Annotated in this window: 17 protein-coding genes; 4 read left to right on the forward strand and 13 right to left on the reverse strand. The window is 35.8% G+C overall.

Translation table 11 applies throughout. From position 1 onward, the window contains the following. Positions 1-238 precede the first annotated feature (238 nt). From K6T82_RS12365 to K6T82_RS12380, 4 genes are all read right to left on the reverse strand, one after another. Complete coding sequence (locus K6T82_RS12365) at positions 239-646, reverse strand: hypothetical protein (protein ID WP_012022855.1); 408 nt, start codon at positions 644-646, stop codon at positions 239-241. Positions 647-726: 80 nt separating this feature from the next. Beyond that, complete coding sequence (locus K6T82_RS12370; RefSeq protein ID WP_198855280.1) at positions 727-1,746, reverse strand: phenylalanine--tRNA ligase subunit alpha; 1,020 nt, start codon at positions 1,744-1,746, stop codon at positions 727-729. Positions 1,747-1,901: 155 nt separating this feature from the next. Further along, positions 1,902-2,351: a hypothetical protein gene (locus tag K6T82_RS12375; RefSeq protein WP_223706188.1), complete on the reverse strand. Its 450-nt coding sequence runs from the start codon at positions 2,349-2,351 to the stop codon at positions 1,902-1,904. Positions 2,352-2,500: 149 nt separating this feature from the next. Further along, positions 2,501-2,857, reverse strand: coding sequence for a hypothetical protein (locus K6T82_RS12380; protein ID WP_223706189.1), 357 nt, complete (start codon positions 2,855-2,857; stop codon positions 2,501-2,503). Positions 2,858-3,116: 259 nt separating this feature from the next. Between K6T82_RS12380 and K6T82_RS12385 the strand changes: the two genes are divergently transcribed. The 4 genes from K6T82_RS12385 to K6T82_RS12400 all read left to right on the forward strand — a co-directional run bounded on the left by K6T82_RS12385 (position 3,117) and on the right by K6T82_RS12400 (position 6,871). Then, positions 3,117-3,647, forward strand: a complete 531-nt coding sequence (locus K6T82_RS12385; RefSeq protein ID WP_223706190.1) for a CvpA family protein — start codon at positions 3,117-3,119, stop codon at positions 3,645-3,647. A gap of 196 nt (positions 3,648-3,843) precedes the next feature. Then, the gene (locus K6T82_RS12390; RefSeq protein WP_223706191.1) at positions 3,844-4,944 is read left to right on the forward strand and encodes a helix-turn-helix domain-containing protein; all 1,101 of its coding nucleotides are present in this window, start codon (positions 3,844-3,846) and stop codon (positions 4,942-4,944) included. A 254-nt stretch (positions 4,945-5,198) separates the two neighbouring features. Continuing rightward, on the forward strand, positions 5,199-6,191 hold the full coding sequence (locus K6T82_RS12395) for an alpha/beta hydrolase (protein ID WP_223706192.1): 993 nt from the start codon (positions 5,199-5,201) through the stop codon (positions 6,189-6,191). A gap of 5 nt (positions 6,192-6,196) precedes the next feature. Then, positions 6,197-6,871, forward strand: a complete 675-nt coding sequence (locus K6T82_RS12400; RefSeq protein WP_223706193.1) for a hypothetical protein — start codon at positions 6,197-6,199, stop codon at positions 6,869-6,871. Positions 6,872-7,323: 452 nt separating this feature from the next. Here K6T82_RS12400 and K6T82_RS12405 read toward each other — a convergent pair whose 3' ends face one another. The 9 genes from K6T82_RS12405 to K6T82_RS12445 form a co-directional block, all read right to left on the reverse strand. After that, entirely contained in the window at positions 7,324-9,735 is a 2,412-nt protein-coding gene (locus K6T82_RS12405) for a glycoside hydrolase family 95 protein (protein ID WP_223706194.1), read from the reverse strand. A 314-nt stretch (positions 9,736-10,049) separates the two neighbouring features. Beyond that, a complete protein-coding gene (locus K6T82_RS12410) occupies positions 10,050-11,996 on the reverse strand; it encodes a sialate O-acetylesterase (protein WP_223706195.1) in 1,947 nt (648 codons plus the stop codon). A 113-nt stretch (positions 11,997-12,109) separates the two neighbouring features. After that, positions 12,110-13,609 carry a cellulase family glycosylhydrolase gene (locus K6T82_RS12415; protein ID WP_223706196.1) on the reverse strand — a complete coding sequence of 500 codons (1,500 nt, stop codon included), beginning with the start codon at positions 13,607-13,609 and terminating at the stop codon, positions 12,110-12,112. A gap of 144 nt (positions 13,610-13,753) precedes the next feature. Then, positions 13,754-15,991 (reverse strand): glycoside hydrolase family 3 C-terminal domain-containing protein, encoded by a 2,238-nt coding sequence (locus K6T82_RS12420; RefSeq protein WP_223706197.1) that lies wholly within the window; start codon positions 15,989-15,991, stop codon positions 13,754-13,756. A gap of 99 nt (positions 15,992-16,090) precedes the next feature. Then, a complete protein-coding gene (locus K6T82_RS12425) occupies positions 16,091-17,656 on the reverse strand; it encodes a GH39 family glycosyl hydrolase (RefSeq protein ID WP_223706198.1) in 1,566 nt (521 codons plus the stop codon). Between the two features lie 224 nt (positions 17,657-17,880). Then, positions 17,881-19,887 carry a glycoside hydrolase family 97 protein gene (locus K6T82_RS12430; protein ID WP_223706199.1) on the reverse strand — a complete coding sequence of 669 codons (2,007 nt, stop codon included), beginning with the start codon at positions 19,885-19,887 and terminating at the stop codon, positions 17,881-17,883. Positions 19,888-20,159: 272 nt separating this feature from the next. Then, entirely contained in the window at positions 20,160-22,559 is a 2,400-nt protein-coding gene (locus K6T82_RS12435) for a glycoside hydrolase family 31 protein (RefSeq protein ID WP_223706200.1), read from the reverse strand. Positions 22,560-22,687: 128 nt separating this feature from the next. Next, positions 22,688-25,174, reverse strand: a complete 2,487-nt coding sequence (locus K6T82_RS12440; RefSeq protein WP_223706201.1) for a glycoside hydrolase family 2 TIM barrel-domain containing protein — start codon at positions 25,172-25,174, stop codon at positions 22,688-22,690. 139 nt (positions 25,175-25,313) lie between these two features. After that, on the reverse strand, positions 25,314-26,183 hold the full coding sequence (locus tag K6T82_RS12445; RefSeq protein ID WP_223706202.1) for a hypothetical protein: 870 nt from the start codon (positions 26,181-26,183) through the stop codon (positions 25,314-25,316). Positions 26,184-26,198: the final 15 nt, after the last annotated feature.

Raw genomic sequence — 26,198 nt, forward strand, 5'->3', positions numbered from 1 at the left:
CAGTCGCAGTCGCAGTCGCAGTCGCAGTCGCAGTCGCAGTCGCAGTCGCAGTCGCAGTCGCAGTCGCAGTCGCAGTCGCAGTCGCAGTCGCAGTCGCAGTCGCAGTCGCAGTCGCAGTCGCAGTCGCCAAATAAAAAAGTCCGAAAAAATATTTTTCGGACTTTTTTATTTTTTAATATACTTTCTCAGACTTCAGAATTTAAGTCTGGGCACTGAGACTAAGACTGAGACTGAACACTTACTTCACCATCACTCCTTCAACAAACAAAATCGGCACTTCTTCTGTTTTGTTTTCGTCAAGCGAATTGGCTTTAAAAATGAACTTCTTATCGTATAAAGTATTTCCGATAAAGAAAGTCACCATAAACTCGTTATTAAGTGCTAAAAGGCTTTTTTCTACCAATTCTATTTTCACAACAGAAACAGATGGAACCTCAACAAAAGCATGACGCAGAATTGACGTTTTTTTCATTTCACCGTCAATTGTTCCGAAAGCTTTTGAAACTACCATTACGCTGTCTAAGTTAAAATCGCTGTCGTTAACTAGATAAGCGTACCACACTTTTTCCATAAAATCGTCGCTCCATTCCTGCACTGCAGCTAGAAACACGTTTTCAACTTCTGGAATTATTATATCTTTTTTCATTTTTTTAGTAATTAGTAAAAAGTAAATAGTGATTAGAAAGAAAGCTTCTCACTAATCACTATTCACTAAATAACTTTTTTTTAAATATTTGCTTTAAACTGCTCTAAGAAACGAACATCATTTTCGTAGAACATTCTAATATCTCCAATTTGGTATAAAAGCATTGCAATACGCTCAACTCCCATTCCGAAAGCAAATCCGTTGTATTCGTCTGGGTTGATATCACAGTTTTTCAAAACATTTGGATCTACCATTCCGCAACCTCCAATTTCTAACCAGCCCGTTCCTTTTGTGATTCTGTAATCGGTTTCGGTTTTTAATCCCCAATAGATATCAATCTCAGCACTTGGTTCTGTAAATGGGAAATAAGACGGACGAAGACGAATCTTAGATTTTCCGAACATTTCTTTAGTGAAATAAAGCAACGTCTGTTTCAAATCGGCGAAAGAAACATCTTTATCAATGTATAATCCTTCCACTTGATGGAAAATACAATGCGAACGAGATGAAATTGCTTCGTTACGGAAAACACGTCCCGGAGAAATCGTACGAATTGGCGGTTTATGATTTTCCATATAACGCACCTGAACAGACGAAGTATGCGTACGCAATAAAACATCTGGGTTTGTCTGAATGAAAAATGTATCCTGCATATCACGAGCTGGGTGATATTCTGGTAAGTTCAATGCTGTAAAGTTATGCCAGTCGTCTTCGATTTCTGGACCTTCAGAAACGTTGAATCCGATATTAGCGAAAATATCAATGATTTGATTTTTAACGATAGAAATAGGGTGACGAGAACCAATAATTACGGGTTCTGCAGCACGTGTTAAATCTCCAAAAATACCTTTTGACTCTTCTTTGCTTTCAAGTTCTTCCTGAATAACTCTTACTTTTTCTTCAGCAACAGCTTTTAAAGTATTTATAACTTGTCCAAAATCCTTTTTCTGGTCGTTTGGAATATTTTTAAATTCAGTAAAAAGTTCTTTCAACAAACCTTTACTACCTAAATATTTAATACGAAATTGTTCTAAAGATTCTTTGTTTTTTTCATTAAAGGCTTTTGCTTCCTCTATATGTTGTTTTATCTTATCTATCATTTTCATTCAGTTCTGAGAATACAAATTTAAGTATTTTGTTTCAAGTTTAATGTTTAAAGTTCAAAGTTTCCTTCGCAACTGCAAAACAGAATCCTTAAATTAATGTACAACTCGTTAAATCTCTAAAAATTATATGTTTCTAAATCTCTTTAAAACTATTTTATTAGACTTAATTTTTCTTCTATATTCTTAATCTTTTCATGCCAATAATCTAAACCTTCCTGATTTCGAACGACTTCTTTTTTATAATTAGAAGAAATCCTTCCTAATTCGTACCAGTTTTTATTTGCATCGCGTTCTATTTCTTTTTTAGTTGAAGGTTCAACTCGATTACGCCAGAATTCCATATTTTTCAAATAGGTACTTTTTATTTCTTCAAAATATTCGATTAGCTTTTCCTTTGAATTCGGAATATATCCTGGACCACTGCACCCGCAAGAATGAAATGTAATTCCAACAGAATATAGACTTTTTAAATGTTCCCATTTCTTTAAATCGTCTTTTTTTGGCGATTCAAAATCCAATCCCATATTCGCCATCAATTCTCCACATTCAGGACATTTGGCTTCAAAACTCGATTTTTCTCCTTTTTTTATATCGCTCATTAATCTTCTTTTAAAAGTCTTTCGACAATTAAAACAGGCATAATGAGGTTTGTAGGATGTCATTGCATATCTGTACATATCTTTAAAGTTTTCAGTCGCGGTTTTCAGTCTCAGTACTGCAAACTGCGACTGCGACTGAAAACTAAAAACTATTCAATAAGTTTTCTTTCTAAAAAATAATTTACAATTGCTTCTTTCATTAAAACCGATTGTTCGCCTGCCTTTAACGGCGGCAATTGTTCTTTTACTTTGTAATGCGGCCAGCCTTCTTCGTCAAAATATTCGAATTCGTAAAATCCGTATGGTTCTAATAATCGGCAGATTGCAATATGCATTAAGTTCAGTTTTTCATCTTTTTTGTATTCGCGGTGCACTTTTCCGTATTCCTGAACTCCGATTAGGTAAATTATAGAATCCAAATCTAAATCTTCGCCTTGCGAAAATTGATTAGAAAGTATATCAACGAGCTTTTCCCATCGCTCTTTTAATTGTGTATCTCTAGACATTTGATTTTTGATTTTTGATTGTAGATTTTAGATTGCTGATTTACAAAATATAATTCTGAAGGATCAGAAACGCAATCTAACTCTAAAATTAGAGTTGCAAAGATACATACTCTTTACATAAAATGTATACAGAAGCTTTGTAGTTGTTTTTTAGCTCAAAACCTTTGTCACTTTGTCACTCTGAACCTTTGCCACTTTGAAACCCTTGTCCCTCAAAAAAAGACCTATCTTTGCGCCTCATTAAACACCAAACCAAAACATGAGTTTTTTTGATATTATCGTTGGCGCGCTTTTGTGCTATAGTTTATACAAAGGCATTAAAAACGGACTTTTTGTAGAAATTGCTTCTTTTATTTCTTTACTATTAGGAATTTATCTCGCGATTAAATTTTCTTCGCTAATGACCGGAATGATTTCAAAACATGTTTCGTGGAATCCGACCAATATTCAGATTACGGCTTTTATCTTAACTTTTATTTTGGTTGTTATTGGCGTTTATTTCTTAGCGAAAATTTTAACCGGAATTGCCGATTTCGCCATGTTAGGCTGGATGAATAAATTAGGAGGCGGATTTTTCAGGATATTAAAAACGATTCTAATTCTAAGTATTTTTATTGCTCTATTCGAAAAGATCAATTTCAATAACACTTTTGCAAAACAAGAAACTTTGGATAAATCTATTTTCTATAATCCGGTGAAAAAAGTAGCTGCTTTTGTATATCCGTCAATCGAAAAATGGTACGAAAGTTTTAAGAAGGAACATTCGGAGAAATCGGAAGAAAAAGAATAATCTTGTTTGTCAGGCTGAGTGAAGTCGAAGCCACGTCCCAATTGGAGCGCCCTTCGACTTCGCTCAGGGTGACATTCGTTTTTAAAGCAAATTTTGCTTAACGCAGACAAAACATTTCATTTTCAAATATTTGCAAGAAATATTTTATCTTGCTCCGTATTTCCAACAACCGATTTAACCAAAAATCAAAACCAATATGTTGTATTTAACGGGCATTATAATTACCTTTTTTCTGGTTGTTATTCTCTCAAGTAAGAAAAACAAAAGTGATGCCGATAAAATTCTGGCGCTTTGGCTGTTTTTTACAGGATTTCATTTGTTTTTATATTACCTACATTACAAAAACGACTTTGCTTCGTTTCCTTTTTTATTAGGTTTAGAACTTCCAATGCCGTTACTTCAAGGTCCGTTTTTGTATTTATATACTTCGGCTTTGACGAATCAAAATCAGAATAAAAAATACAATCTTTTACACTTTTTGCCTTTTGTAATTGCCATTTTGTTTTTGATGCCTTTTTTCTCTCTTTCATTTGAAGAAAAATTAAAAGTATTCCAAAATGAAGGAAAAGGGTATGAAAATTTGATTCTGATTTTATACAGCGCCATTTTACTTTCTGGTATTGTGTACGCCTTACTTTCGCTCCAAAAACTTTCAAAACACCGAAAAAATATCTCGGATCAGTTTTCTTTTAATGAAAAAATCAATCTACGTTGGCTTCAATATTTAATTCTCGGCTCCAGTATTATCTGGATTGTTGTCATTTTTTATGAAGACGAATATATTTTCTCTTTTGTAGTTTTCTATCTGATGTTTATTGGTTATTTCGGCATCAAACAAGTTGGAATATTTACGAATCAAAGCGTAAACGAAAATGCATTTTTGACTATTTCTGCTAATGAAAATATCGAAATTGAAACTGTTTCAGAAAAAGTAAAATACGAAAAATCAGGTTTAAGCAATACCGAACTGCAATCCATTCATCAAAAATTAAATGAAATTATGACGAATGAAAAGCTGTATAAAAATCCTGATTTGACTTTAACCGAATTATCTCAAAAATTGAATGTGCATCCGAATGTACTTTCTCAAGTTATCAATTCAGCCGAAGGAACAAACTTTTACGATTATATCAATTCACAACGTGTAGAAGAATTTCAAAAACTGATTCTTTTGCCCGAAAACCAAAAATTCACTTTACTTTCTGTCGCTTTTGAATGTGGTTTTAATTCGAAAACAGCTTTTAATAGAAATTTCAAAAAAGTTACTGGACTTTCGCCGTCTGAATATTTGAAGTAAGTTTTTTTAATCTCGCAAAGACGCTAAGTCGCAAAGTTTTTTCTGCCACATATTTTAAAAAATCTGTTTAAATCTGCGTGAAACAAAAAACTTTGCGCCTTAGCGTCTTTGCGAGCAAATTTCAGCAAGAAAAAAACTTAGTCCCTTAGCCTCTCAGCAACTTAGCCCCTTTTAAAAAAGACCCACCTTACAAGTTGGGGCGACCCATATTAGCTGGAACAACATCTTTGCATAAACTTTTAAAAAACTATGCAATGAAAACCAAGGTGTTATATTCGGCTGTAATGGCTTTTTCTATTTTCTTTTTCCTTAGTTGTGAAAATGAAAATAATATTGATGAATCTGGAAATTTAGTTCCGAAAACGGTCGACGAAGATCCTTCGCTTCCATCGATTTTTGTAAACGGAACACACTTACATTCTGAGACTTTTGGAAATCCAAATGATCCGATGTTGGTCTTTTTACACGGCGGCCCTGGCTCAGACTATCGAAACGGATTAAATGTACAGCAACTTGCCGACAAAGGCTTTTATGTTGTTTTTTACGATCAGCGCGGTTCGGGATTATCCAAAAGACATGACAAGAAAAGTTATTCCATTCAATTGGTTTTGGATGATTTGACAGAAGTTATTGCTTATTACAGAACTTCTCCCACTCAGAAAATATTTTTATTTGGTCATTCTTGGGGAGCGATGTTAGGAGCGGCTTATGTCAATTCGTATCCTGATAAAATCGACGGATTAATTCTTGCCGAACCTGGTGGACTCAACAAAAAACTTCTCGACGAATATGGCGAAATGAGCCGTAAAATCAACATTTTTTCTGAGGTTACGAGTAATCTTTTGTACGTCGATCAGTTTATTACAGGAAAAGAAAATCAGCATGCAATTTTAGATTATAAATACGGAATCTCTTCGAGTTTTTCTTATGCGAAAGGAAATACAGAAGGCATTCCGGGACCTTCTCCGTTTTGGAGAATCGGAACAACTGTTTTAGAAAGTTTCATCGATATTTCAGAAAATGATGGTTTTGATTTCACGACAAATCTTGCTCAATATCAAACGAAAGTTTTGTTTTTATATGGAGAATTAAACAAATCATACGGATTGAGTTTTGCTCAAAAAGAAGCCGCTTATTTCCCTGTTTCTGAAATTGAAGAAGTAAAAGGAACAGGCCACGAAATGATTTATTTCAAATGGGAAAATGTCGAGCCTTTAGTGTTGAGTTATTTAAACAATCTAAAATAAAAGACATGAAAGCAATAGTAGCATTAATTACATTTCTCATTTCGCTTCTTATGTCTAGCTTTTTACAAGCACAAACCATAAATTGGGAAAATCTAAAAAGTGAAGAAAAACATATTCTGAATGTCAATGCGGGTTGGGATTATAGTTTTGCATATGGTTTGAGTTATGGTTATCATTTAAAAACTAAAATGCCAATAATTCTAGAAAGTTCATTTTCTCTTGCGTCAGGCGAAGTGATTTTTGATGATTTCAAAACTAAAATTGGCGGACAAATAAATGTGTTTCAAATTGAAAATTTCCGTTTCAACGCAGCCATTCACGGAATTTACCGAAGATACGAAAACCCGATTGTGACTTTGCAGAATTTTGGTGCCGATGCTTCGACTACAATTGGTTATTATAAACCGAAATGGTTTGTCGCGGGAGAATTTGGTTTTGATAAAGCGATTGTCACACATTTTAAACATTCGGAAATTTACAAAGAAGTATATCCAGAAGTAAAAAACGGTTGGTATGAACCATCAACGGGAGGAAATTTCAATTTCGGAATTCAAGGCGGTTACTCTTTCAACAAAAGCGATTTGACATTAAGAGCCGGAAAAGTTATGACGCAAGATTTTAAATCAACACCATTGATTCCTTTTTATTTGCAAATTGGATATAGTTATAAATTGGATTGATAAAAAACGAAACCCGACAGGCTTTAAAAACCTGTCGGGTTTACTTTACGTTTGTCAGGCTGAGCGGAGTCGAAGCCCAGTCTCAATTGGAGCGCCCTTCGACTTCGCTCAGGGTGACAATAATTATTAAAAAACAATTTTCATTAGAATGGAGAAAGAAGCCTCAGCGAGGCGAAATATTTATAGAAATTCATTTGAGCACATACAAAAAAGCTCCAGCGGAGCGACATATAAATTTATCCACACAATGAATATGTCGCTCCGCTGGAGCTCTTCTATCTTGAACATTTGTTATTTGCTATAAATATTTCGCTCCTCTGGAGCTTAGTTTGAAAACGAAACCCGACAGGCTTTAAAAACCTGTCGGGTTTACTTTACGTTTGTCAGGCTGAGCGAAGTCGAAGCCCAGTCCCAATTAGAGCGCCCTTCGACTTCGCTCATGGTGACTATAATTATTCAAAAACAATCTCTTTCTTCTCTCCTTTTTTCAAAATAACATCCTGTTTTTGATCACCAAAAATCAGAGTTGTTTTTCCTCCAATTTTAGAAGAAACGATTACTTTTTGTGGTTTTTTATTACTCCAATTCATTTCAATTTCAAAACCTCCACGAGCGCAGATTCCTTTTGCAGAACCTTCTTCCCAAGCGTCTGGCAAAGCAGGAAGCAATCTGATTTCGTTTTCATCTGACTGAACCAACATTTCGGCAACAGCTGCTGCACCTCCAAAATTCCCATCAATTTGAAATGGTGGATGCGCATCAAATAAATTCGGATAGGTTCCTCCGCCTCTTCTTGGTGTTGCCGTTTTTTTACCGTCGGGATCAACGTAGCGCAATAATTCACGGTACATTTTATAAGCACGATTTCCGTCCCAAAGTCTTGCCCAAAGATTAATTCTCCAACCTTTTGACCAACCTGTAGTTTCGTCGCCTTTTATTTCTAAAGTTTTCTTTGAAGCTTCTGCCAAATCTGGAGTTTTCAAAGGCGTAATATGATCGCCAGGAAAAAGTCCGAATAAATGCGATTGATGACGATGTTTTGGATCATTATCTTCCCAATCAAAATACCATTCTTGCAGATTTCCTTTTTTACCAATCTGATACGGATGCAATTTTGCCAATGCTTTTTCTAATTTATCTCTAAAAGCCGTATCCGTATTTAGCACTTTTGAAGCTTTTATTGTTTTATCGAAACATTCGCGAATCATCGCTAAATCGGCTGTTCCTCCGTAGAATGTTGCACCAACAAATCCGTCTGCTAGTTTGTATTGGTTTTCTGGCGAAGTGGATGGCGATGTAATTAGATTTCCGTCTTTATCGGTCACCAACCAACCCAAACAAAATTCTGCCGCGCCTTTCATTAACGGATAACCTTCTTTTTTCAAATAACTTTGATCTTGAGTAAAAGTATAATGCTCCCAAATATGTGTACTCAGCCAGGCGCCTGCCATTGGCCAACACGCCCACATTGGATCTTCTTTTCCGAATTGTCCAACCGGATTCGTCATGGCCCAAATGTCTGAATTGTGCGCCGCTGCCCAACCTTCGTTTACACCATAAAAAGTCTTTGCCGTAATTTTCCCCGTTACCGAAAGGTTTTTAATAAAACTCAAAAGCGAAGAATGCATTTCTGAAAGATTGGTATTTTCTGCCAGCCAATAATTTTCTTCCAGATTAATATTCATGGTATAATTACTGCTCCAAGGCGGACTCAAATGCGGATTCCAAAGTCCTTGTAAATTAGCAGGAACACCCAACGTTCTTGAAGAACTAATTAACAAATATCGTCCGAAATTAAAATACAGAATTTCTAGATTTTTATCTTCTTTTCCGTCGGCATAACGCAATAAACGTTCGTCTGTTGGTAAATCTGGAGCGGCTGTTTTTCCTAGATTTAAGTCAACTCGATTGAAAAATTTTTGATAATCTGCAATGTGACTTTCTTTTACTTTACCGAATGGTTTTGTATAAGCTTTATTCAAATTTTGTGCAGCGAGTGCTACATCATCAATACCTTCTGATGCTGGATTTTTGTCAAATCCGCTAAAACTCGTTGCAACCGAAACATAGATGTAAACCTCAGAAGCTTTTTTTATTGTTAAAGCATCTCTAGAACTTGTTAACTGTCCGTCCGTTTTTTTGACTTGCAGTAAAGTTGTAAATCTTGTTCCTCTTTCTTTAATCTGTAAATATTTTTCTGGTACTTTATATCCAGCATTTTCATGAATTGGCGCTGTGCCGTTCATCATTAAAACATTATTTCGAACAGAAACTTCCGATTTTAATAAACTTTTTAAACTAATATCGAAGTTTAAAGCACCTTTTTCGCTACTCGTCAGTTTAACAACCATAACTTGATCTGGAGCCGAAACAAAATATTCGCGTGTATATTTTACGCCGTCCATTTCATAAGTTACTTTTGAGGTTGCATTGGCAAGATCAAGTTCTCTGTAATAATTGGTCGCTTTTCCTTTCTCTGAATTGTTGATTTCTAATGTTCCTAAAGGTGCATACGATTCAGAGTTTTTTCCCTGAACTTTTTTATTTAGTTCTTCGGCTAGTTTATAGTTTTCGTTTTTTAATGCTTCGCGAATAGCTGGAATATTTTTATACGCTTCTGGATTCATGTTTGCATTTACAGGTTCGCCAGACCAAAGGGTAATATCATTCAAACAAATTTTATCCGAATTCACGCCACCAAAAACCGTTGCACCCATTTTTCCGTTTCCTAAAACCAAGCTTTCTTCGAAGAATTCTGCGGGCTGTTTGTACCATAAAACATTTTTGGATTGTGCCGAAATGTTTTTTGCGTAAAATGTTAGAAGTAAGATGAAAAATGTTTTTTTGATGATGGTTGGATTCATGGGCTTGTTGTTTTTGGTTTTTATTTATCGCCTTTTATTTTGTCATTCCGAGGAACGAGACCCGAGCGATAGTGAACAGGCGAAGCAAATCACACTAGAAATTCCGCAAAGAGAATCATCAATCTTTGTAGATTTACTAGTGTGATTCCTCGTTCCTCGGAATGACAAACGAAACGTTAATTAATGCTTTGTCCGCGTGAGGGATAGGAGCAAGCTACCGAAGTAGCGCGGATAGCCCGACCGTATCCTGATAAGTGGGCGAATAAGCGCAAAGATTGTTTGCCCACTTATAAGGATGCGGTCACGCCCAAATATTATTTACTTACACTATATTTCTCGTTTTCTGTAACCATTTCCCAATTATCGGTTCTGAATTGCGATGCAGGGAATTTTTCTTTGTTGAAAAGATTAATCGCCGTATCGTCGTCTGCCCAGCCGTAATGCACTGCAACTGGATTTTGAACCTGATCACTAGAAACGATTATTTTGTTGTCTTTTATTATCGCTTTCGCGGAATGAAAAACTTTGTCTGAACCTGCGATTTCAAATCCTTTTAATTCATCGTTATTTGGAGTTGATAGTCCGCTGCCAATGTTATCGAAAGTAAGGGTAATTTGTTTTCCTTTTATTTCCTGAGATTTATAAGTTGGTCCGCTGTGAACTTGTTTTTTACCGTAAATATCGTTCATCGCGATGGCTGCCAAACGTAAGCCAATGTCTTGTTTGTTGGTTGGGTGAATGTCTTTTGCGTTTCCGATATCGGTTGTCACGGCCATTCCTGTGTTTGGCAATTTTAAAGTTTCAGATTGTGCTTCGCGAAGTTCTGCCCAGCGGCTTCCTTTTTGGCTGTTTCCTCCAAATTCGTCGAACGTCGATAATTGAACGAAATAGAATGGAAAATTACCTTGTTTGAATTTCGTTCTCCAATCGTTGATCATTAGCGGAAATGCTGTTTTGTACTGTTTCGCTCTCCAAACATTCGCTTCGCCTTGATACCACAAAACGCCCTGCATCGCATAAGGAACCAGCGGATTTACCATGGCGTTGTACAATAATGACGGATAACTATTTGGAGAAACGGAAATTTTAACCTGAATAACATTGAATTTCCAAAGTCCGTCTAAAGCTAAACTGGAATCTTTAAAGTCTATTTTTAGATCTTCTGGATCGCCGTAGATTCCGCCGCCGCCAGTGTTATCAGTGACTCTGACAGCGATTACATTTTGGCCTTCTTTTAGAACATTTGCCGGAATTTTATAAACCCTTAATTTGTCATAAAGAATATTAGTTCCGACTTCAACTCCATTTACGTAAGTTATGTCTTCATCGTCTACTTTTGCCAAATGTAAAACGGCTTCTTTTTTGGCTTGTTCAGCTGTTAAAACAATTGTTTTTCGCATCCAGACAATTCCGTCTATATTTCCGATTTGTTGATTTTCCCAAAGTGAAGGTAATTTTATTTCTGGCCAGTTTTTATCTTGAAAGTTTGGATTTTTGAATTGCTCTTCGTTTTTCATTGAAATATCAAATCCCTGTATTTTTTTAAGATTTTCGAAAACTGATTTTTTATTAATCTCCAAAATAGCATCAACATCTACGTTTGGCACATCAGCAATCATTGATTTGAATTCTGTGTTGTTTTGGAAAGCTTCACGACTTGTCCAAGTTTCTACATTCGTTCCGCCCCAAGAAGTATTAATGATTCCGATTGGAATTTTTAATTCTGAATATAATTTTCTAGCAAAATAATATCCAACAGCGGTAAAGTTGCCTACGTTTTCTTTGTTGGCTACTTCCCATTTTCCTTGTTTTAAATCGTCTTTTGGAGTTCCGCTTAAATCTTGCGCCACGCCAAAATGACGAATCATAGGATAATTCGCTTCAGCAATTTCTTTTTCTGAATTCATAGTTTTCACAACCTGAAATTCCATATTCGATTGTCCGCTGCAAATCCAAACTTCTCCAACCAAAACATTTTTGATAGTAATTGTATTTTTTCCGATTACGATCAATTCGAATGGTCCGCCTGCTTTTTCGGCAGCTAAATTTACCGTCCATTTTCCGTTTTTATCGGCTGTAGTTTTCTTGATTTGTTTGTTGAAATGAATTTCTACACTCTCATTTGCATCGGCAAAACCCCAAATCGGAATTTGCTTGTTTCTCTGCAATACCATTCCGTCAGAGAATATTAAAGGCATTCTTACGTTAGCGTTAGATATTGCACTAAATATCAATAAAATAAAAACTATTAACTTTTTCATTTATTCTAATTTTATTTTTTTGAACCATCTAAGTGATATAAGATATTTTAAGTTTTTATTTAGCTTTGCGCTTAAATTTACTTATATCACTTATATGGTTTAACTACATTTTTTTACTTTAATCCGTCGATTAATGCGTTTAAAGCTTGTGTGTCGAAGACGGTATTGTTCGTTCTATTTATGATTCCGAAACCATTATTTGTTAAGCTTCCTTCATCCCAATAAAAAGGTAATAATCCGTTTGCTTTTGCTGTTTTTACCACCGTTTTTAAATAATAGGCTCTAGAATTTAGATGTAAAGTCAAAGCATCTCCTGTTAAAGTTGTTCTGCGAATTGCTCCAAATTCTCCTAAAAGAACCGGAATTCCTTTATCAACAAACTGGGTTTTCATCAATTTGAAATTCTTTTCTAGATCGGCTTCTTCTCCCCAATTTGCATTTCGTTCTGTATCAGTTGTAGAATGAAATCCCGAACCCCAATAATAGAACATTTTGCCCCAAGTTTCGTCTTTAGTTAAACCTGCGAAATTCCACGGAGAATAATAATGCACTTCAACCATCATTCTGCCAGTAACTTTATCAGTAGGCAATGTAGTCATTAATTTGTTTGTTTTTTCAATATCTGTTGTTGGACCTTGAACTACTAAAACACGAGTAGCGTTTTTTCCTCCTGTCGAACGAACAGCATCAATAAAAGTTTGGTGATACGAAGTCAAAACTGCCATTTGAGTCGCATCTTCAACCGCTGGTTCATTAGCACTTGCAAAAAGCAAATGTTCATCGAAACCTCTTAAATGTGTTGCGATTTGTTCCCAGAAAGCTTTTTGTTTGGCGTTGTTTTCTACTTTTTTAGCTTCGGTAATATTGTTTTCTAACCAGCCACCGTCCCAGTGAATATTTACCACAACATACATATCATTGTCTACGCAGTATTGTACGACTTCTTTAACGCGGTTCAGCCAATCTAATTTAATTTTTGCCGTAGCAACATTTTCTAAGTTCTGATTCCAAGAACACGGAATTCTAATTGCATTGAATCCGTTTGCTTTTACAGCATCGATTAAAGCTTTTGTCACTTTTGGATTTCCCCAAGCGGTTTCGCCTCCAGTTGCTTCCAAAGTATTTCCGATATTCCATCCTAATTTGATTTTTGCAGCTAATTCAACTGCAGAACTTCCCATTCCTGCTGCATCTGCCGCGATTGGATTGGTGTTGTAACTCGGATATAAACTTGTTGCTACAGCCGCCGCTTGCGAAACTGATATTGTTGCAGAAGGCACTTCATTTCCGGTTAAAGTAATTGTTGCGTTTCGTACTGAAGTAGTCGTGTTTTCTAAAGCTGTAATTTTAACCACTGTGCTTCCAGAGGCTCCCACGGTCTGACTTACTTTAATCCAGTTAACTGGATTACTCAAAGTCCAAGCAACTCCATTAGAGTTAACCGTTACATCAATTGTATTTTCTTTGCTTTCAAAATCAACTTTATTGGTACTTGTACTTAATGTTTTTATACTCACTGGGGTATTTTCTTTATCTGAACTGCAAGCTAAAACTCCTAAAAAAGCAAAACATAAAATAAAACTCAAGAGGTAATCTTTGATTGTTTTTTTCATTTGGTCTGGTTTAATTTTACAAATAGGATCAAAAAAAACCATATAAGCAATTTAAGTTCATTTGGTCAAACTTCAAATTAATCTCGCAAAGACGCAGAGACGCAAAGTTTAAATGAACTTAAATTACTTATATGGTTAAAAAGACTACTTAATTATTACAGAAATTTCTTTTTTGATGTCTCTAGAAGAAGTTCCTACTTTAATAGTATATTTTCCTGGCTCAACTGTCCATTTTTTAGCAGCAACATCATAATAAGCTAGTTCTTTTACAGGAACTTTAATAGTTACTGTTTGTGAACTTCCAGCTTTTACATCAACTTTTTTGAAACCTTTTAATTCCTGCGCTGCACGAGTAATTTTAGAATCCGGTTTTGAAGTATATAACTGAATAACTTCTTTTCCATCAACTTTTCCTGTGTTTTTAACGTCAACAGAAACTTCGATTACATCTGTTTGAGCATATGAATCTTTGTTTGCTTTTGCATTATCTAAGGCAAAAGTCGTGTATGATAATCCATAACCGAAAGGATATAATGGTGCTACATTTTTAGTATCAAACCAACGGTATCCGATTAAAAGTCCTTCTGCATAGTTTACCGCTTTGTCTCCAGGGAAACTGTTTGTTGCGTGTGCAGGAGAATCTTTCAATTGTTTTGGCATTGTCCAAGGTAATTTTCCTGACGGATTTACTTTTCCTAAAATAACATCTGCCAAAGCATTTCCTCCTTCAGAACCATTAAACCAGCTCCAAACTAAGGCAGAAGTTTTTTGACTTACTTCATTCAAATCAAATGGAGCACCAGCAACCATAACTACAATAGTTTTTGGATTTACAGCCAAAACTTGTTTGATTAATTCTTCTTGTCCGAATGGCAAATGTAGATCTCTTCTATCCGAAGCTTCTGTTTCATAATCACGATTTGAACCCGCAAAAATGATCGCAACATCTGAGTTTTTAGCTGCTTCAACTGCTTCTTTTACTTTTGCATCATCTAATTTATCAATTGTAACTGGTCCTGTAGAAGTGATATTTCCTAAGTTTCCTTTGTTTTTCTCATCGTAACGCTCTAAATATCCTTCTGCATAATTGATTTTGATTGAAGAAGGCAATCTGTTTTTAAGACCTTCAAGAGGTGTAACTTCTCTTTTTGTTTTTACACCAGCTCCAAATCCGCCAAGAGCGTTTTTCTTTGTTGCGTTGTTTCCAATAACTGCGATAGATTTTACTCCGTCCAGTTTTAAAGGCAACGCATTGTTTTCGTTTTTCAACAATACAATAGCTTCTGCAGCAATTTTGTAAGCGTCTTGGTAATGTGCTTCTGTTGCGATGCTTCCTTTTGCACGCTCGCCTCCGCCCATTGCTTTAATATGGAATAAACCGCGTAAAATACGTTTTACATGAAGATCAATTTCTTTTTCTGAAACTTCTCCAGATTTTACTGCCGCGATTAATTTATCAGCTAAGAAAAATTCGTTGAAAGGTTTTGGTGTTCCCATTTCAATATCTAAACCGCTTTTTAAAGATTTTGCTGTAGAATGCACCGCTGCCCAATCTGAAACTACAATACCTTTAAATCCCCATTCGTCACGAAGGATTTTGTTTAACATATAGTCATTTTCACATAAATATTCACCTCTAAATTTATTGTAAGCCCCCATTATACTGTATGCTTTCCCTTCTTTTACAGTAGCTTCAAAAGCTGGAAGATAAATTTCGCGAAGTGTACGCTCATCAATTTGCACATCTACAAAATCACGATTGGTTTCCTGATTGTTTGCTGCGTAATGTTTTACGCAAGCCATTACATCTTTTTCCTGTAAACCCACAACCAAAGGCACAGCAATTTTTTTATTTAAAAATGGATCTTCCGACATGTATTCGTAAGTTCTTCCTCCAAGCGGTGTTCTTACCATATTGATGGCTGGCGAAAGCAACATATCTTTATCTCTTGCACGTAATTCTTCTCCTAAACTAGTTCCGAAAGTATGCGCCATTTCAGCATTCCACGTTGCCGCCAAAGCGCCTCCTGCTGGATAATAGGTTGCAAAATCATTTGTCCATCCTGCCGGAGCCCAATTGTCTCTTGAGATTTCCTCACGAACTCCCAACGGACCATCAGCCATTTTTAATTCTGGAATTCCTAAACGTTTTACACCTGCATTTGCAAACATGCTGTTACCGTGAAGCATTCCGATTTTTTCTTCTAATGTCATTTGCGAAATCAGTTTATCGATTTCTGCATCATGTTCTGTACCTATTTCTTTTCCAACGTATTCTTCAGTCTCCGCCGAAGTTGAAGCCGTAGTCTTCGCATCATTTTTACAAGAAGCAAAAAATGCAAAAACCAAAGCTGCCGAAAGGTATATCATTTTGTTTTTCATAGATAGTTAGGTGTTTTTAGATTTGAAGATTTTGATTCCTCACACATTGTCTTCAAATCCAGTTAATAATTATATCGTTTGTGGTTTTTTGTTTTTAGTTTATTGTTTTATCAGATTAAGAAAAAACACATCATTTTCATTGATTTTGAATTCTCTACTGAAAGTACCTTTTGCATCAATTGTAATTTTTTCTGTTGCAATTGGCGCTCCGTTATTTTTCTCTTTTATTGAATTTACTTGTTCACGCGTTAACTGACTTGGTTTATTCATCGCTAGATAATCCGCGTAAGCGTCATTTACTTTATAGCCTACTTTATAAATTTCCAATACATATTTGCCTTTCTGCATTCCGTACACTTCAATTTTGACTTTTCCTTTTTCTTTTGATGGAAGGTCTTTAATGTAATACGTTTGATTCAGCTCTTTATCACCCGGATGCGTATTCGTAAAATCCCACAATAAAACCTGAACATCACCTTTTGCATTTTTAGAAGTCCAAGAAGCTTTATCAGAATTTTGAAGTTCTGTTTCTCCTAATTTATTCATTAAATAATAAGAGAAATAAGCCGGCTTTTTAATTCCCTGCGTATTCAATAATCCGAAACCGCCATGAAAAGGTGTAAATCTTGGTCCAGCTTCTTCAAAAATATCAGTAAAAACCCAATACGACATGGAATTTGCTGCGTTGCCAACTTGTTTCAATTTCTGCAAAATATATGCTGCCGAATGATAACTATCGTGAATTGGATCTGCAGGTGTGTAAGACGCGCTCCATTCAGTATAATGCAATTCAAGATTTGGCTTAGCCGATTCTGTAATCTGTTTGCGAGAATTTATCACTTCGCCGCTTACGCTAAATTCATCTTTACTTAAGATTGTTCCAGAAGTCCCGAATTCATCCAAATATCCATGTTTTACACCATAAGTATGCGTTGAAATAAAATCGATTGGCACGTTATTCTTTTCGCAAAAAGCAATTGTTTCCGGAACCCAAGCTGCGCCCGCTGTCGCAGGACCTCCAACTTTATACGCAGGATTTACTGCTTTTACACCGCGAACCGCGTAATCGTATAATTTATAATATTCGTCTTGTGTACTGCTCCAAAATCCAGGTGAAAGATTAGGCTCGTTCCACACTTCAAAATACCATGTTTTTACTTCTTCGTCTCCGTAACGTTCTTTAAAATGCGCCGTTAGATTTCTAATTAAATCTTCCCATTTTTTATAATCTTTTGGTGGTGTTACATTTCCTTTCCACCAAAAAATAGTTTCTTTTCCGCTTGCTAAAGCATTCGGCATAAAACCTAATTCAACAAAAGGTTTCATTTTCAGACTCACAATATAATCGAACAAAACGTCTACATATTGATAGTTGTATTCTGGATTTCCTTTTTCATCTTCACGATAAATGGCCATATCATCAGTCAATAAACCATGAAAACGGATGTATTTAAAATCGCATTCTTTTTTGACCATTGCCAATTGCTGCTGCCAATCGGCACGAAGACCTTCATTTGCTCTTCCCGCACCGATGCATTCTTTGAACATCTTGTTTATTTTGCCCGCAGTTTTATTGAAATCGACTTTTATGATTCGGTTTTCATTTTGTCCAAACGAATGGATCGAACTAAATAAAACTGCTACTAATATTAAAAGTTTTTTCATCTGAAAATGTTTTTTTATTATCATAACAGGTTTTGAAAACCTGTTAGGTATCTTTTGCGATTCTAATATTTTTCAAACTATACTTAATTAAATACCTAATAGGTTTCGGAAACCTGTTAGGATAACTTAACTTTATTTTTGCGTTGCCAAACCCGACAGGTTTTAAAAACCTGTCGGGTTTACCATCTAACTTCTGACATCTAACATTTAACGCCTAACCTCAATTACAATTTTTTAAACCTAACAGCTCCACCGCCAGCTCCTCCTAAATTCAATTTTAGAGAATCTGTAGATTTTACTGTTTTCTTCGAAATTGCCACTGCTTCTGGATTGTTCTTTTGATTTGTTCCTTCCGCATCAACATAAATCTGAGCTTCGTAAGTTGCATTTGGATCTAAGAATGATAATGAAACATTTACGTTTCTTGGATTTTCATTTGTCAAAGTTCCCAAATACCAATCTGCGCTGTTTCTGTCTTTTCTAGCTGTTGTGATGTATTCACCAATTTTTCCTTCTAAGATTTTAGTGTCTTCCCAATCTGTTGGAACATCTTTTAAGAATTGTAAAGCTGGTTTTCCTTCGTAGTTTTCAGGAAGATCTGCTAACATTTGAATTGGAGAATAAATTGTAACGTACAATGCCAATTGCTGCCCAACTGTTCCTTGAATTCTTTTTCCTGGATAACCTTGTTTTACCTCAACATCAAAAATTCCAGGTGTAAAATCCATTGGTCCAGAAAGCAATCTTGTGAATGGAATAATGCTTAAGTGATTTGGCGGATTTCCTTCGCTCCACGCGTTGTATTCTTGTCCACGCGCTGCTTCTCTCGAAACCATGTTTGGATACGTTCTTCTTTCTCCTGTATCTTTAATTGATTCGTGGTATAAAACTGCTAAATCGTATTGTGCTGCTTTTTCTAAAATGTATCTGAAATAATTTACTCCAAATTGTCCAAAGTGCATTTGATTCATGTTTAATTTAGAACCTACATGACCAATTTTCACCGTGTGAATTCCTAATTTTTTGTATAAAGCAAAACCTTCGTCAACTTGTTTTAAATAGTTAATTAAGTTGGAGCCCGTTTCGTGATAACCGATTAATTCGATGTTCTTTTTCTTTCCGTATTCAACTACTTTTTCTAAGTCGAAATTGTCAGCGTTTTTCGTGAAGCTGAACATGTGCATACGGTTTTCATACCAACCCGGCGTCCATCCTTTATTCCATCCTTCGATTAATAAATGGTGGAAACCTTCTTTTGCTGTAAAATCTATGTATTCTTCAGCATGTTTTGTTGTTGCGCCTTGTTTGTCGCTTTCCCAGAACGTATATTTTCCGATGTGCATTCCCCACCAAATTCCTAAATATTTGTATGGTTTGAAATAGCTGTTTGTATTCTTTAATTTGTTTGGTTCGTTTAAGTTTAAAACCAAATATGAAGTAATCAATTCTCCCGGATTTTCTCCAATTTGAATCGTTCTCCAAGAAGAAGTAAACGAATCTTTCACACGAACTTTTACTCCGTCAGCCCAAGGCACTAGATCAGATTTTAATTCTGTTCCTTTTGTGTTTACCAAAGTCATACTTGCAAAATCAATCAAGTTTGCTTCGTGAAAACTTAAAGCCAATCCGCTTTTGCTTTCGATTGTTAATGGAGTTAAAACCGTATCAAGCGTACTAACTGGAGCATCTTTAAACAAATATTCGTCACGGTTTTCTCTGTTTGCAGGAATCCACCATGCTTTTCCGTCTTCTTTTAAGTTGAAAGTCGTTTTTTCATCCATAATGAAAATACTGTCTTTCACATTTTGTTTTGGATACACATATCTAAAAGCAACTCCGTCGTCAAAAGCACGGAACTGAATTTGTAATTTTCTTTTGTTTCCTGTTTTTTGCTGTAAATCGACTACTAACTGATTATAGTGATTTCTGATATTTTTCTTTTCTCCCCAAACTTGTTCCCAAGTTTCGTCAAACGTAGAAGTTTTTGCACCTTTGATTTCGAAGTTGGTGCTTAAATCTTCGTTTCCTTTTAATACAAATCCCATTTCAGAAGGCGTAATCACTTCGGTTTTTCCGTGAGAAACAGCATATTTTGGAGCGTTTTTCACCAACTCAAATTTGATTTTATTTTGTCCGTTTGGCGATGCCAACTCGTAAGCGTTTTTCGTTTTTTGGCTGTAGCCCACTGCAACTGAAAACAGTACGGCTGGGAGAATTAGATAGTTTTTCATGTTTTTTGGTATTATGTTTTTTGCCTAAATGCTGGCGATATTTTTTAACACATAGAATCATAGTTTATTGGAATCTTTAAAAGAGGCGTTTCACTTGTTTAAATTCACATAGTTTTCTATGTGTTAGAAACTAGTTTCTTTCCAATTTCTTTATTCACAAGCAAAAATCTATGTCTCTATGTGTTTAAATATTTTTTATTTTTTCACCGCAAATTCCGCAAATTACCACAGATTTAATTCGTGGAAATTCGTGCAATTTGTGTTTAACTTTTTTATTTAGCCCACTCGGTTTTGAAAGTGGTTTTTCCGTTTAACGGATTTGTTGTTACGTCAAAATTGTTTCCTGTTTTGGTCACTTTTATTTCTTGTAGCGCCTCTCCATTTGGCAAATAAACTTTGGCTGAAGCCGAAGTTGTTTTATCGCTTGCAAATACTTTTAAAGTCAATTTGCTCCAATCCATATCTTTTGTCGACTGCGCTAAACCGATGTGTGGCAATGCAGTTCCGTCTTTAACTAAAACTACGATTGGAATTTCCCCCGCTTTGATTTTATGCCAGCCTGATTGATACACTTTTTTAGTTTGATAATCAATCCAAGTTCCTTCTGGAAGGTAAACGTCTCTTTCTTCTACTTCTTCAAAAAGTGGTGCAACCAACATGCTTGAACCGAATAAATATTGATTATCTACTAACCAAGCTCCTGGATCATTTGGATATTCTACGAATAAAGCACGCATCATTGGCAATCCTTTTTCTGAACTTTCTTTTGCTTGAGCGTAGATATATGGCATTAATTCGTAACGCATATTATCAGCTTTTCTAAATCCTTCTAAGAAATCTTTGCTGTACAACCAAGGTTCGCGAGGTGGCTCTCCGTGGCTTCTTACGTGTGAAGTCAACATTCCGAATGGCGTCCATCTTCTGTAAATGTTCTCAGGAGATTTAGTTGCGAAGCCTCCAACATCATGACTCCAGAAACTAAATCCGCTTAAACCTAATGAAAGTCCGCCGCGTAATTCTGCCGACATTGCTCCGTTTGTAGTTTCAGAATCTCCTCCCCAATGTAAAGGATAACGCTGAGATCCTGCCCAAGTACTTCTAGCCCAGATTAAAGTATATCCTTTTTCTTTCTGAGTGATTTCAGCAACTGCTTTATTGTATCTTAACGGATATAAATTATGCTCATAAAAACCTGTTCTTCCTGAATGGTAAATTCCGTCTGGCGGTGCAGCTTCTCCAAAATCTACTTTGAAAACCGCAACTCCTTCGTCAAATAACTTTTTCAGTTTTCCTTGGTACCAAGAAATTGTTTCAGGATTTGAGAAATCTAGAACCGCATCTTCGTACGGAAGATTTCCTTTTCTGTCTCTTACAGCCAAGTTTTTATCCATAATTTCTGGAAACAAAGTGTTTTTTGGCGTGAAATAGGGTAATTGCCAAAGACAAACTTGGAAACCGTCTTTCTTTAAATCAGACATCATTTTTGTTGCATCTGGGAAACGAGATTTTGCAAACTCGTAATTGTTTCTCCAATCTACATCAAACCAACCTGTATCAAAGTGAATTACGTCTGTTGGGATTTTGTATTTGCGTAAATCTCTTGCAACATCGCGTCCTTCTTTTTCTGAGAAATACGTAATACGGCTCATCCAAAAACCAAATGACCAAAGTGGCGGCATTGCAGCTTTTCCAGTCAAATTAGTGTATTGATCTAAAATGTCTTTTGGTTCTCCAATAAAGAAAAACAAATCAGCTTCGTCGTCTCCAATGTACATTTCGTTGGCACTTGAAAAATATTTTCCGAAATCAACTGTAATTGGTGTTGAATGATGCATGAAAACGCCGTAACCACGGCTACTCATGTAAAACGGAATCGGTTTGTACATGGTTTCATTTTGGATTCCGTTTGCATCATCTGCCCATAAAACTACTTTTGAACCGCGTTTGTTGAACTGTGTGAATGATTCACCGCAACCAAATATTTTTTCGTCTGGTTCTAAACTGAACGCTGCGCCCATACTTCTTGAATAATCGCTGTTTCTGCGAACATACGAAAACGGAAGTGTCGGCGTATACGTGTTTTTAAAGTCAGTATCGTGAAGTGTGTTTGTTAGTAGTTTTCCTTTTTCATCGTATATTTTTACGTGCCAAGGTTTTGTCAAAATTTCAACTTTTCCGTGTTTGCTTGTATAGCTATGTCCACCTTCGATTTTAGCATATTTCCATAATTCTGGGTGATTTGGAGCTACTCCGTTTACCAACATTAAAGATTCTGCTTGTGGATGAAATTGCGGTCCAGAAGTTGTTTTGATACGAACTGTTCTATCTGAAACAAACTGAATTTCGAATGGCAAAACTGGAGATTCTGCATATTCTGTTGTTGGGAATTCGTTTGCTTTTTCCACGTCCGGTTTCATCATCATGTTGTTGAAAGCCTGACGAGTTTTATAGTTGTATCTTAAATATTTAATCGTTCCTTTTCCCGTTGCAGGATCAAAAGAAGCTAGTTCGTCTGCGAAATAAAAAGTGTTCAGATAGTTCTGAAAATCTTTACTGATATCTATTGGTGCATTCAGTACATCTGCGTTTTGAATTTGTGCTGATGCTTTTGGCGTCAAAACAAATCCAAGCATAAAAGCTGAAAACAATGCGGTTAGTTGTCTGTTTTTCATTCGTTAATAATTCTAATTGTTAGCTCTCCTGCAAGGTTTCCAAAACCTTGTAGGTCTTTACTTTTTTACTTCTTCAAAATATTATAGATACCTACAAGGTTTTGGAAACCTTGCAGGAACGTGGTAACTTATTCTGTTGTAATTACGATTGTAGACGATTTCAATCCGTTTGCACTTGCGGTTAATTCCAATCTTCCTGATTTATCTCCCGATTGTACAATTACCAAACATTTTCCAGCCAATGCTGTATGTTTAGTTCCTTTGTACGGTTCATGGCTTACCGGATCTCCACTGCAAACGCCTACGATTTTTCCATTTCCTTTTAATGAGAAATTGATTTCGTTGTTTGCATTTGGCGCTATTGTTCCTTTGGCATCCAAAATATCTACGGTTACAAATGACAAATCATTTTTATCTGCTTTGATCGTACTTCTGTCAGCCGTTAATTTCAATTGTGAAGGATTTCCAGCTGTTTTGATTTCTTTTTCTAAAACCACTTTTCCACCTTTGCGAGAAACTGCTTTAAGCGTTCCTGCTTCAAAAGGAATTCTCCACATAACATGTAAATCATCTCCTTTTTTAGCTCTTTTTCCAACTGATTTTCCATTTACGAAAAGTTCAACCTCATCAGCATTATTATAATACGCCCAAACATCAACTGTTTGTCCAACTTTCCAGTTCCAATGTGGAAAAACGTGAAGAACCGTTTTGTTCGTCCATTCGCTTTGGTACATATAATACACGTCTTTTGGGAAACCGGCTAAATCGACAATTCCGAAATACGAACTTACCGATGGCCATTCGTACGGAGTTGGTTCTCCAATATAATCGAAACCTGTCCAAACGTACATTCCAGCCAAGAAATCATGTTTTTTAATGATTTTCCAAGTGGCTTCGTGCGTAGATCCCCAAGGCGTTTGCACTTGATCGTAAGCCGAAACGGTATTCCCTGGATTTCCTTCCGTAAATTTAAGATCCCATCTTACCGGCCATTTTTTGATTGTGTCTGAAACGGCATCATAATATCCTCTTGTCTGTAAACCTGAAGTAGTTTCGGTCGCAATGAAAGGAGTTTTTGGAAAGTTTTCTAAATGATGTTCAAAAGTCTGATGCGCATAATTGTATCCGATTAAATCTAAAACTCCAGATCCGGCTAGTGGATTAATCGAAACATTTTTTTTCTCGAATTGTAATGTTACGGCATCAATATTCATGTTTACCGGCGGATTCATTCCTGCTGTAAGTGGTCTTGTTTTATCGTATTGGCGTGTAATTGCGGCTAATTCTTTAGCAATTTCAACACCTGTTTCGCTCCATTGTTCCGGAATTTCGTTTCCGATACTCCACATAAAAATACTCGCATGATTTCGGTCGCGTAACAACTGATCTATTAAATCTTGTTTATGCCATTTGTCCCAATCATTTCCGTAGTCGTATTTTGTTTTGGTCTGTTTCCACATATCGAAAGCTTCATCCATGACAATGAAACCCATTTTATCGCAAAGCTGTAAAAGTTCTGGAGCAGGCGGATTGTGAGAAGTTCTGATTCCGTTTACACCCATTTCTTTCAGGATTTCTAACTGACGTTCAATTGCACGCGTGTTGATTGCTGAACCCAACGGGCCTAAATCGTGGTGCATACAAACTCCTTTTATTTTAACTTGTTTTCCATTCAAAATAAAACCTTTGTTCAAATCAAATTTAAAATCTCTGATTCCGAAACTGGTTTTGTATTGATCTATGATTTTATCGTCAAGCGAAATTTCGGTAACTGCCCTGTACAATTCCGGATTTTCATCTGACCATAGAGCAGGGTTTTCAACCTCGGCCAATTGTTTTATCGTTTGATTTCCGTTGGCATTGATGGTTATATCTTGAGTAACCGTTGTTACTTTAGTGTCTTCTTTAAAGATTGTTGTAGTTACAGTTGCTTTTTTACCTTCTGCATATTGATTTTTAATCGTTGTTTCAATATTTACCAAAGCTTTTTCAGCCGTAACTTTTGGAGTTGTAATATACGTTCCCCATTGTCCAACGTGAAGTTTATCTGTGGTTTCGATCCATACATTTCTGAAAATTCCTGAACCCGAATACCACCGTGAATTAGGTTGTTTTGAATTGTCAACCTTAACAATGATTTCGTTGTTTTTGTCTCCGTAATTTAAGTATGGAGTCATTTCATATTGAAAACCGATATATCCGTTTGGACGTTTTCCTAAGTAGTGTCCGTTTATCCAAACTTCGCTGTTTTTGTAAACGCCATCAAAGGTTATTGATATTATTTTATTTATATCTTCTTTTGCTATTTTGAATGTTTTTTTATACCAACCTAACCCTCCGTTTAGTGATCCACCTCCATATCCTGCGGGGCTTTTTTCATCAAATTTTCCTTCGATGCTCCAATCGTGAGGAACGTCTAAAGTTCTCCATTTTGTAGCAGCTCCAATAGTGTCTTTATCGACAAGACTGTCATTAAGATGAAAGCTCCAATCTTCATTAAAAGAAACTTTTCGGTTTATAAAGGAGTCTTCTTTTTTAGCACAGGAATTCAATAAAAAAATGCTAGTCGTAACTGCTATTAAACTTATGCTTTTTAAGGTTTTTATAATTTGCATAGGTACTTTTTGTGGTTTTTGGAATTGGAAGATAGAAATAAAAATCGATACCGTTTATTTCTTACTAAAATAATTTAAGTCTCAGTCTTAAAGAACATTACAAAATGCTTTTAGGACTGAGACTTCAAAACTAACTAACCTAAGATTTTGGAACTAAATGATAAATCAAATAATCATTATCTGCTCGTATTGCAATAAAACATAAACTGTTATCTGTCAATTCAACAATCTTTACATTAGTAAAACTGAATGACGGACTAAAGTAACTTGGTTCATTTGGATGAAGCATTTCTGTTCCTCCATTGAATGAGATTCTATCATTTGTTTCACCAGTTGTCAAACTAAAATTGAATGTTCCTGTTTTTGTTGTTTTAGCTGTGCTTCCTAATGTTGGATTGGTTTGCGTTACCGAAACATTATAACCTCCATTAAGATTAAAAGTAATTTCTCCCCAATCTTTATTTTCCAAACCAGCCCAAGAAATATCAGTAAGATTTGGCCACCATCCTGGACCGCTTACTGCTCTATTTACATAACTTGGCGTGTTTCCAATAAATTCTAATGGAGCCGTCATGTACAATACCCAAGTTTTTCCAGCTTGTCCGTTGGTTAATTTTTCCCATCTTGGATCACTGAAGAAAGCATCGTCATTTTCTGGAACCTCAATTGTTACTGGTGCAGCTTCAACAGAACCTCCGCGTACGAAAGCTGTGTAAAAAACAGTGTATTTTCCAGCAAAAGGAAAAGTTACCTTATCATCACTTTTGTTCGAATGTCCCAGCTCATTTCCGTTACCATCAACATATCTCCAAAATGGAATTACTGTTGGGTCATCATTCTTTAAAACTACTTCATTCTTTTTTGCCGTGTTTTGTGTTATAGAAAACTTAAGTGTTTCTGGTGTCTGTGTTACTTCTGGCAAGCTTTCACGATCTTCAACAGGCTCGCAAGAGAATAAAAACGAACTGATTGTTACAGCCGCTAATACTATATATAATATACGTTTCATAATCAATTAGTTTAA

Origin of the sequence: Flavobacterium potami (assembly GCF_020026915.1) — a bacterium.
Classification (GTDB): Bacteria; Bacteroidota; Bacteroidia; order Flavobacteriales; family Flavobacteriaceae; genus Flavobacterium; species Flavobacterium potami.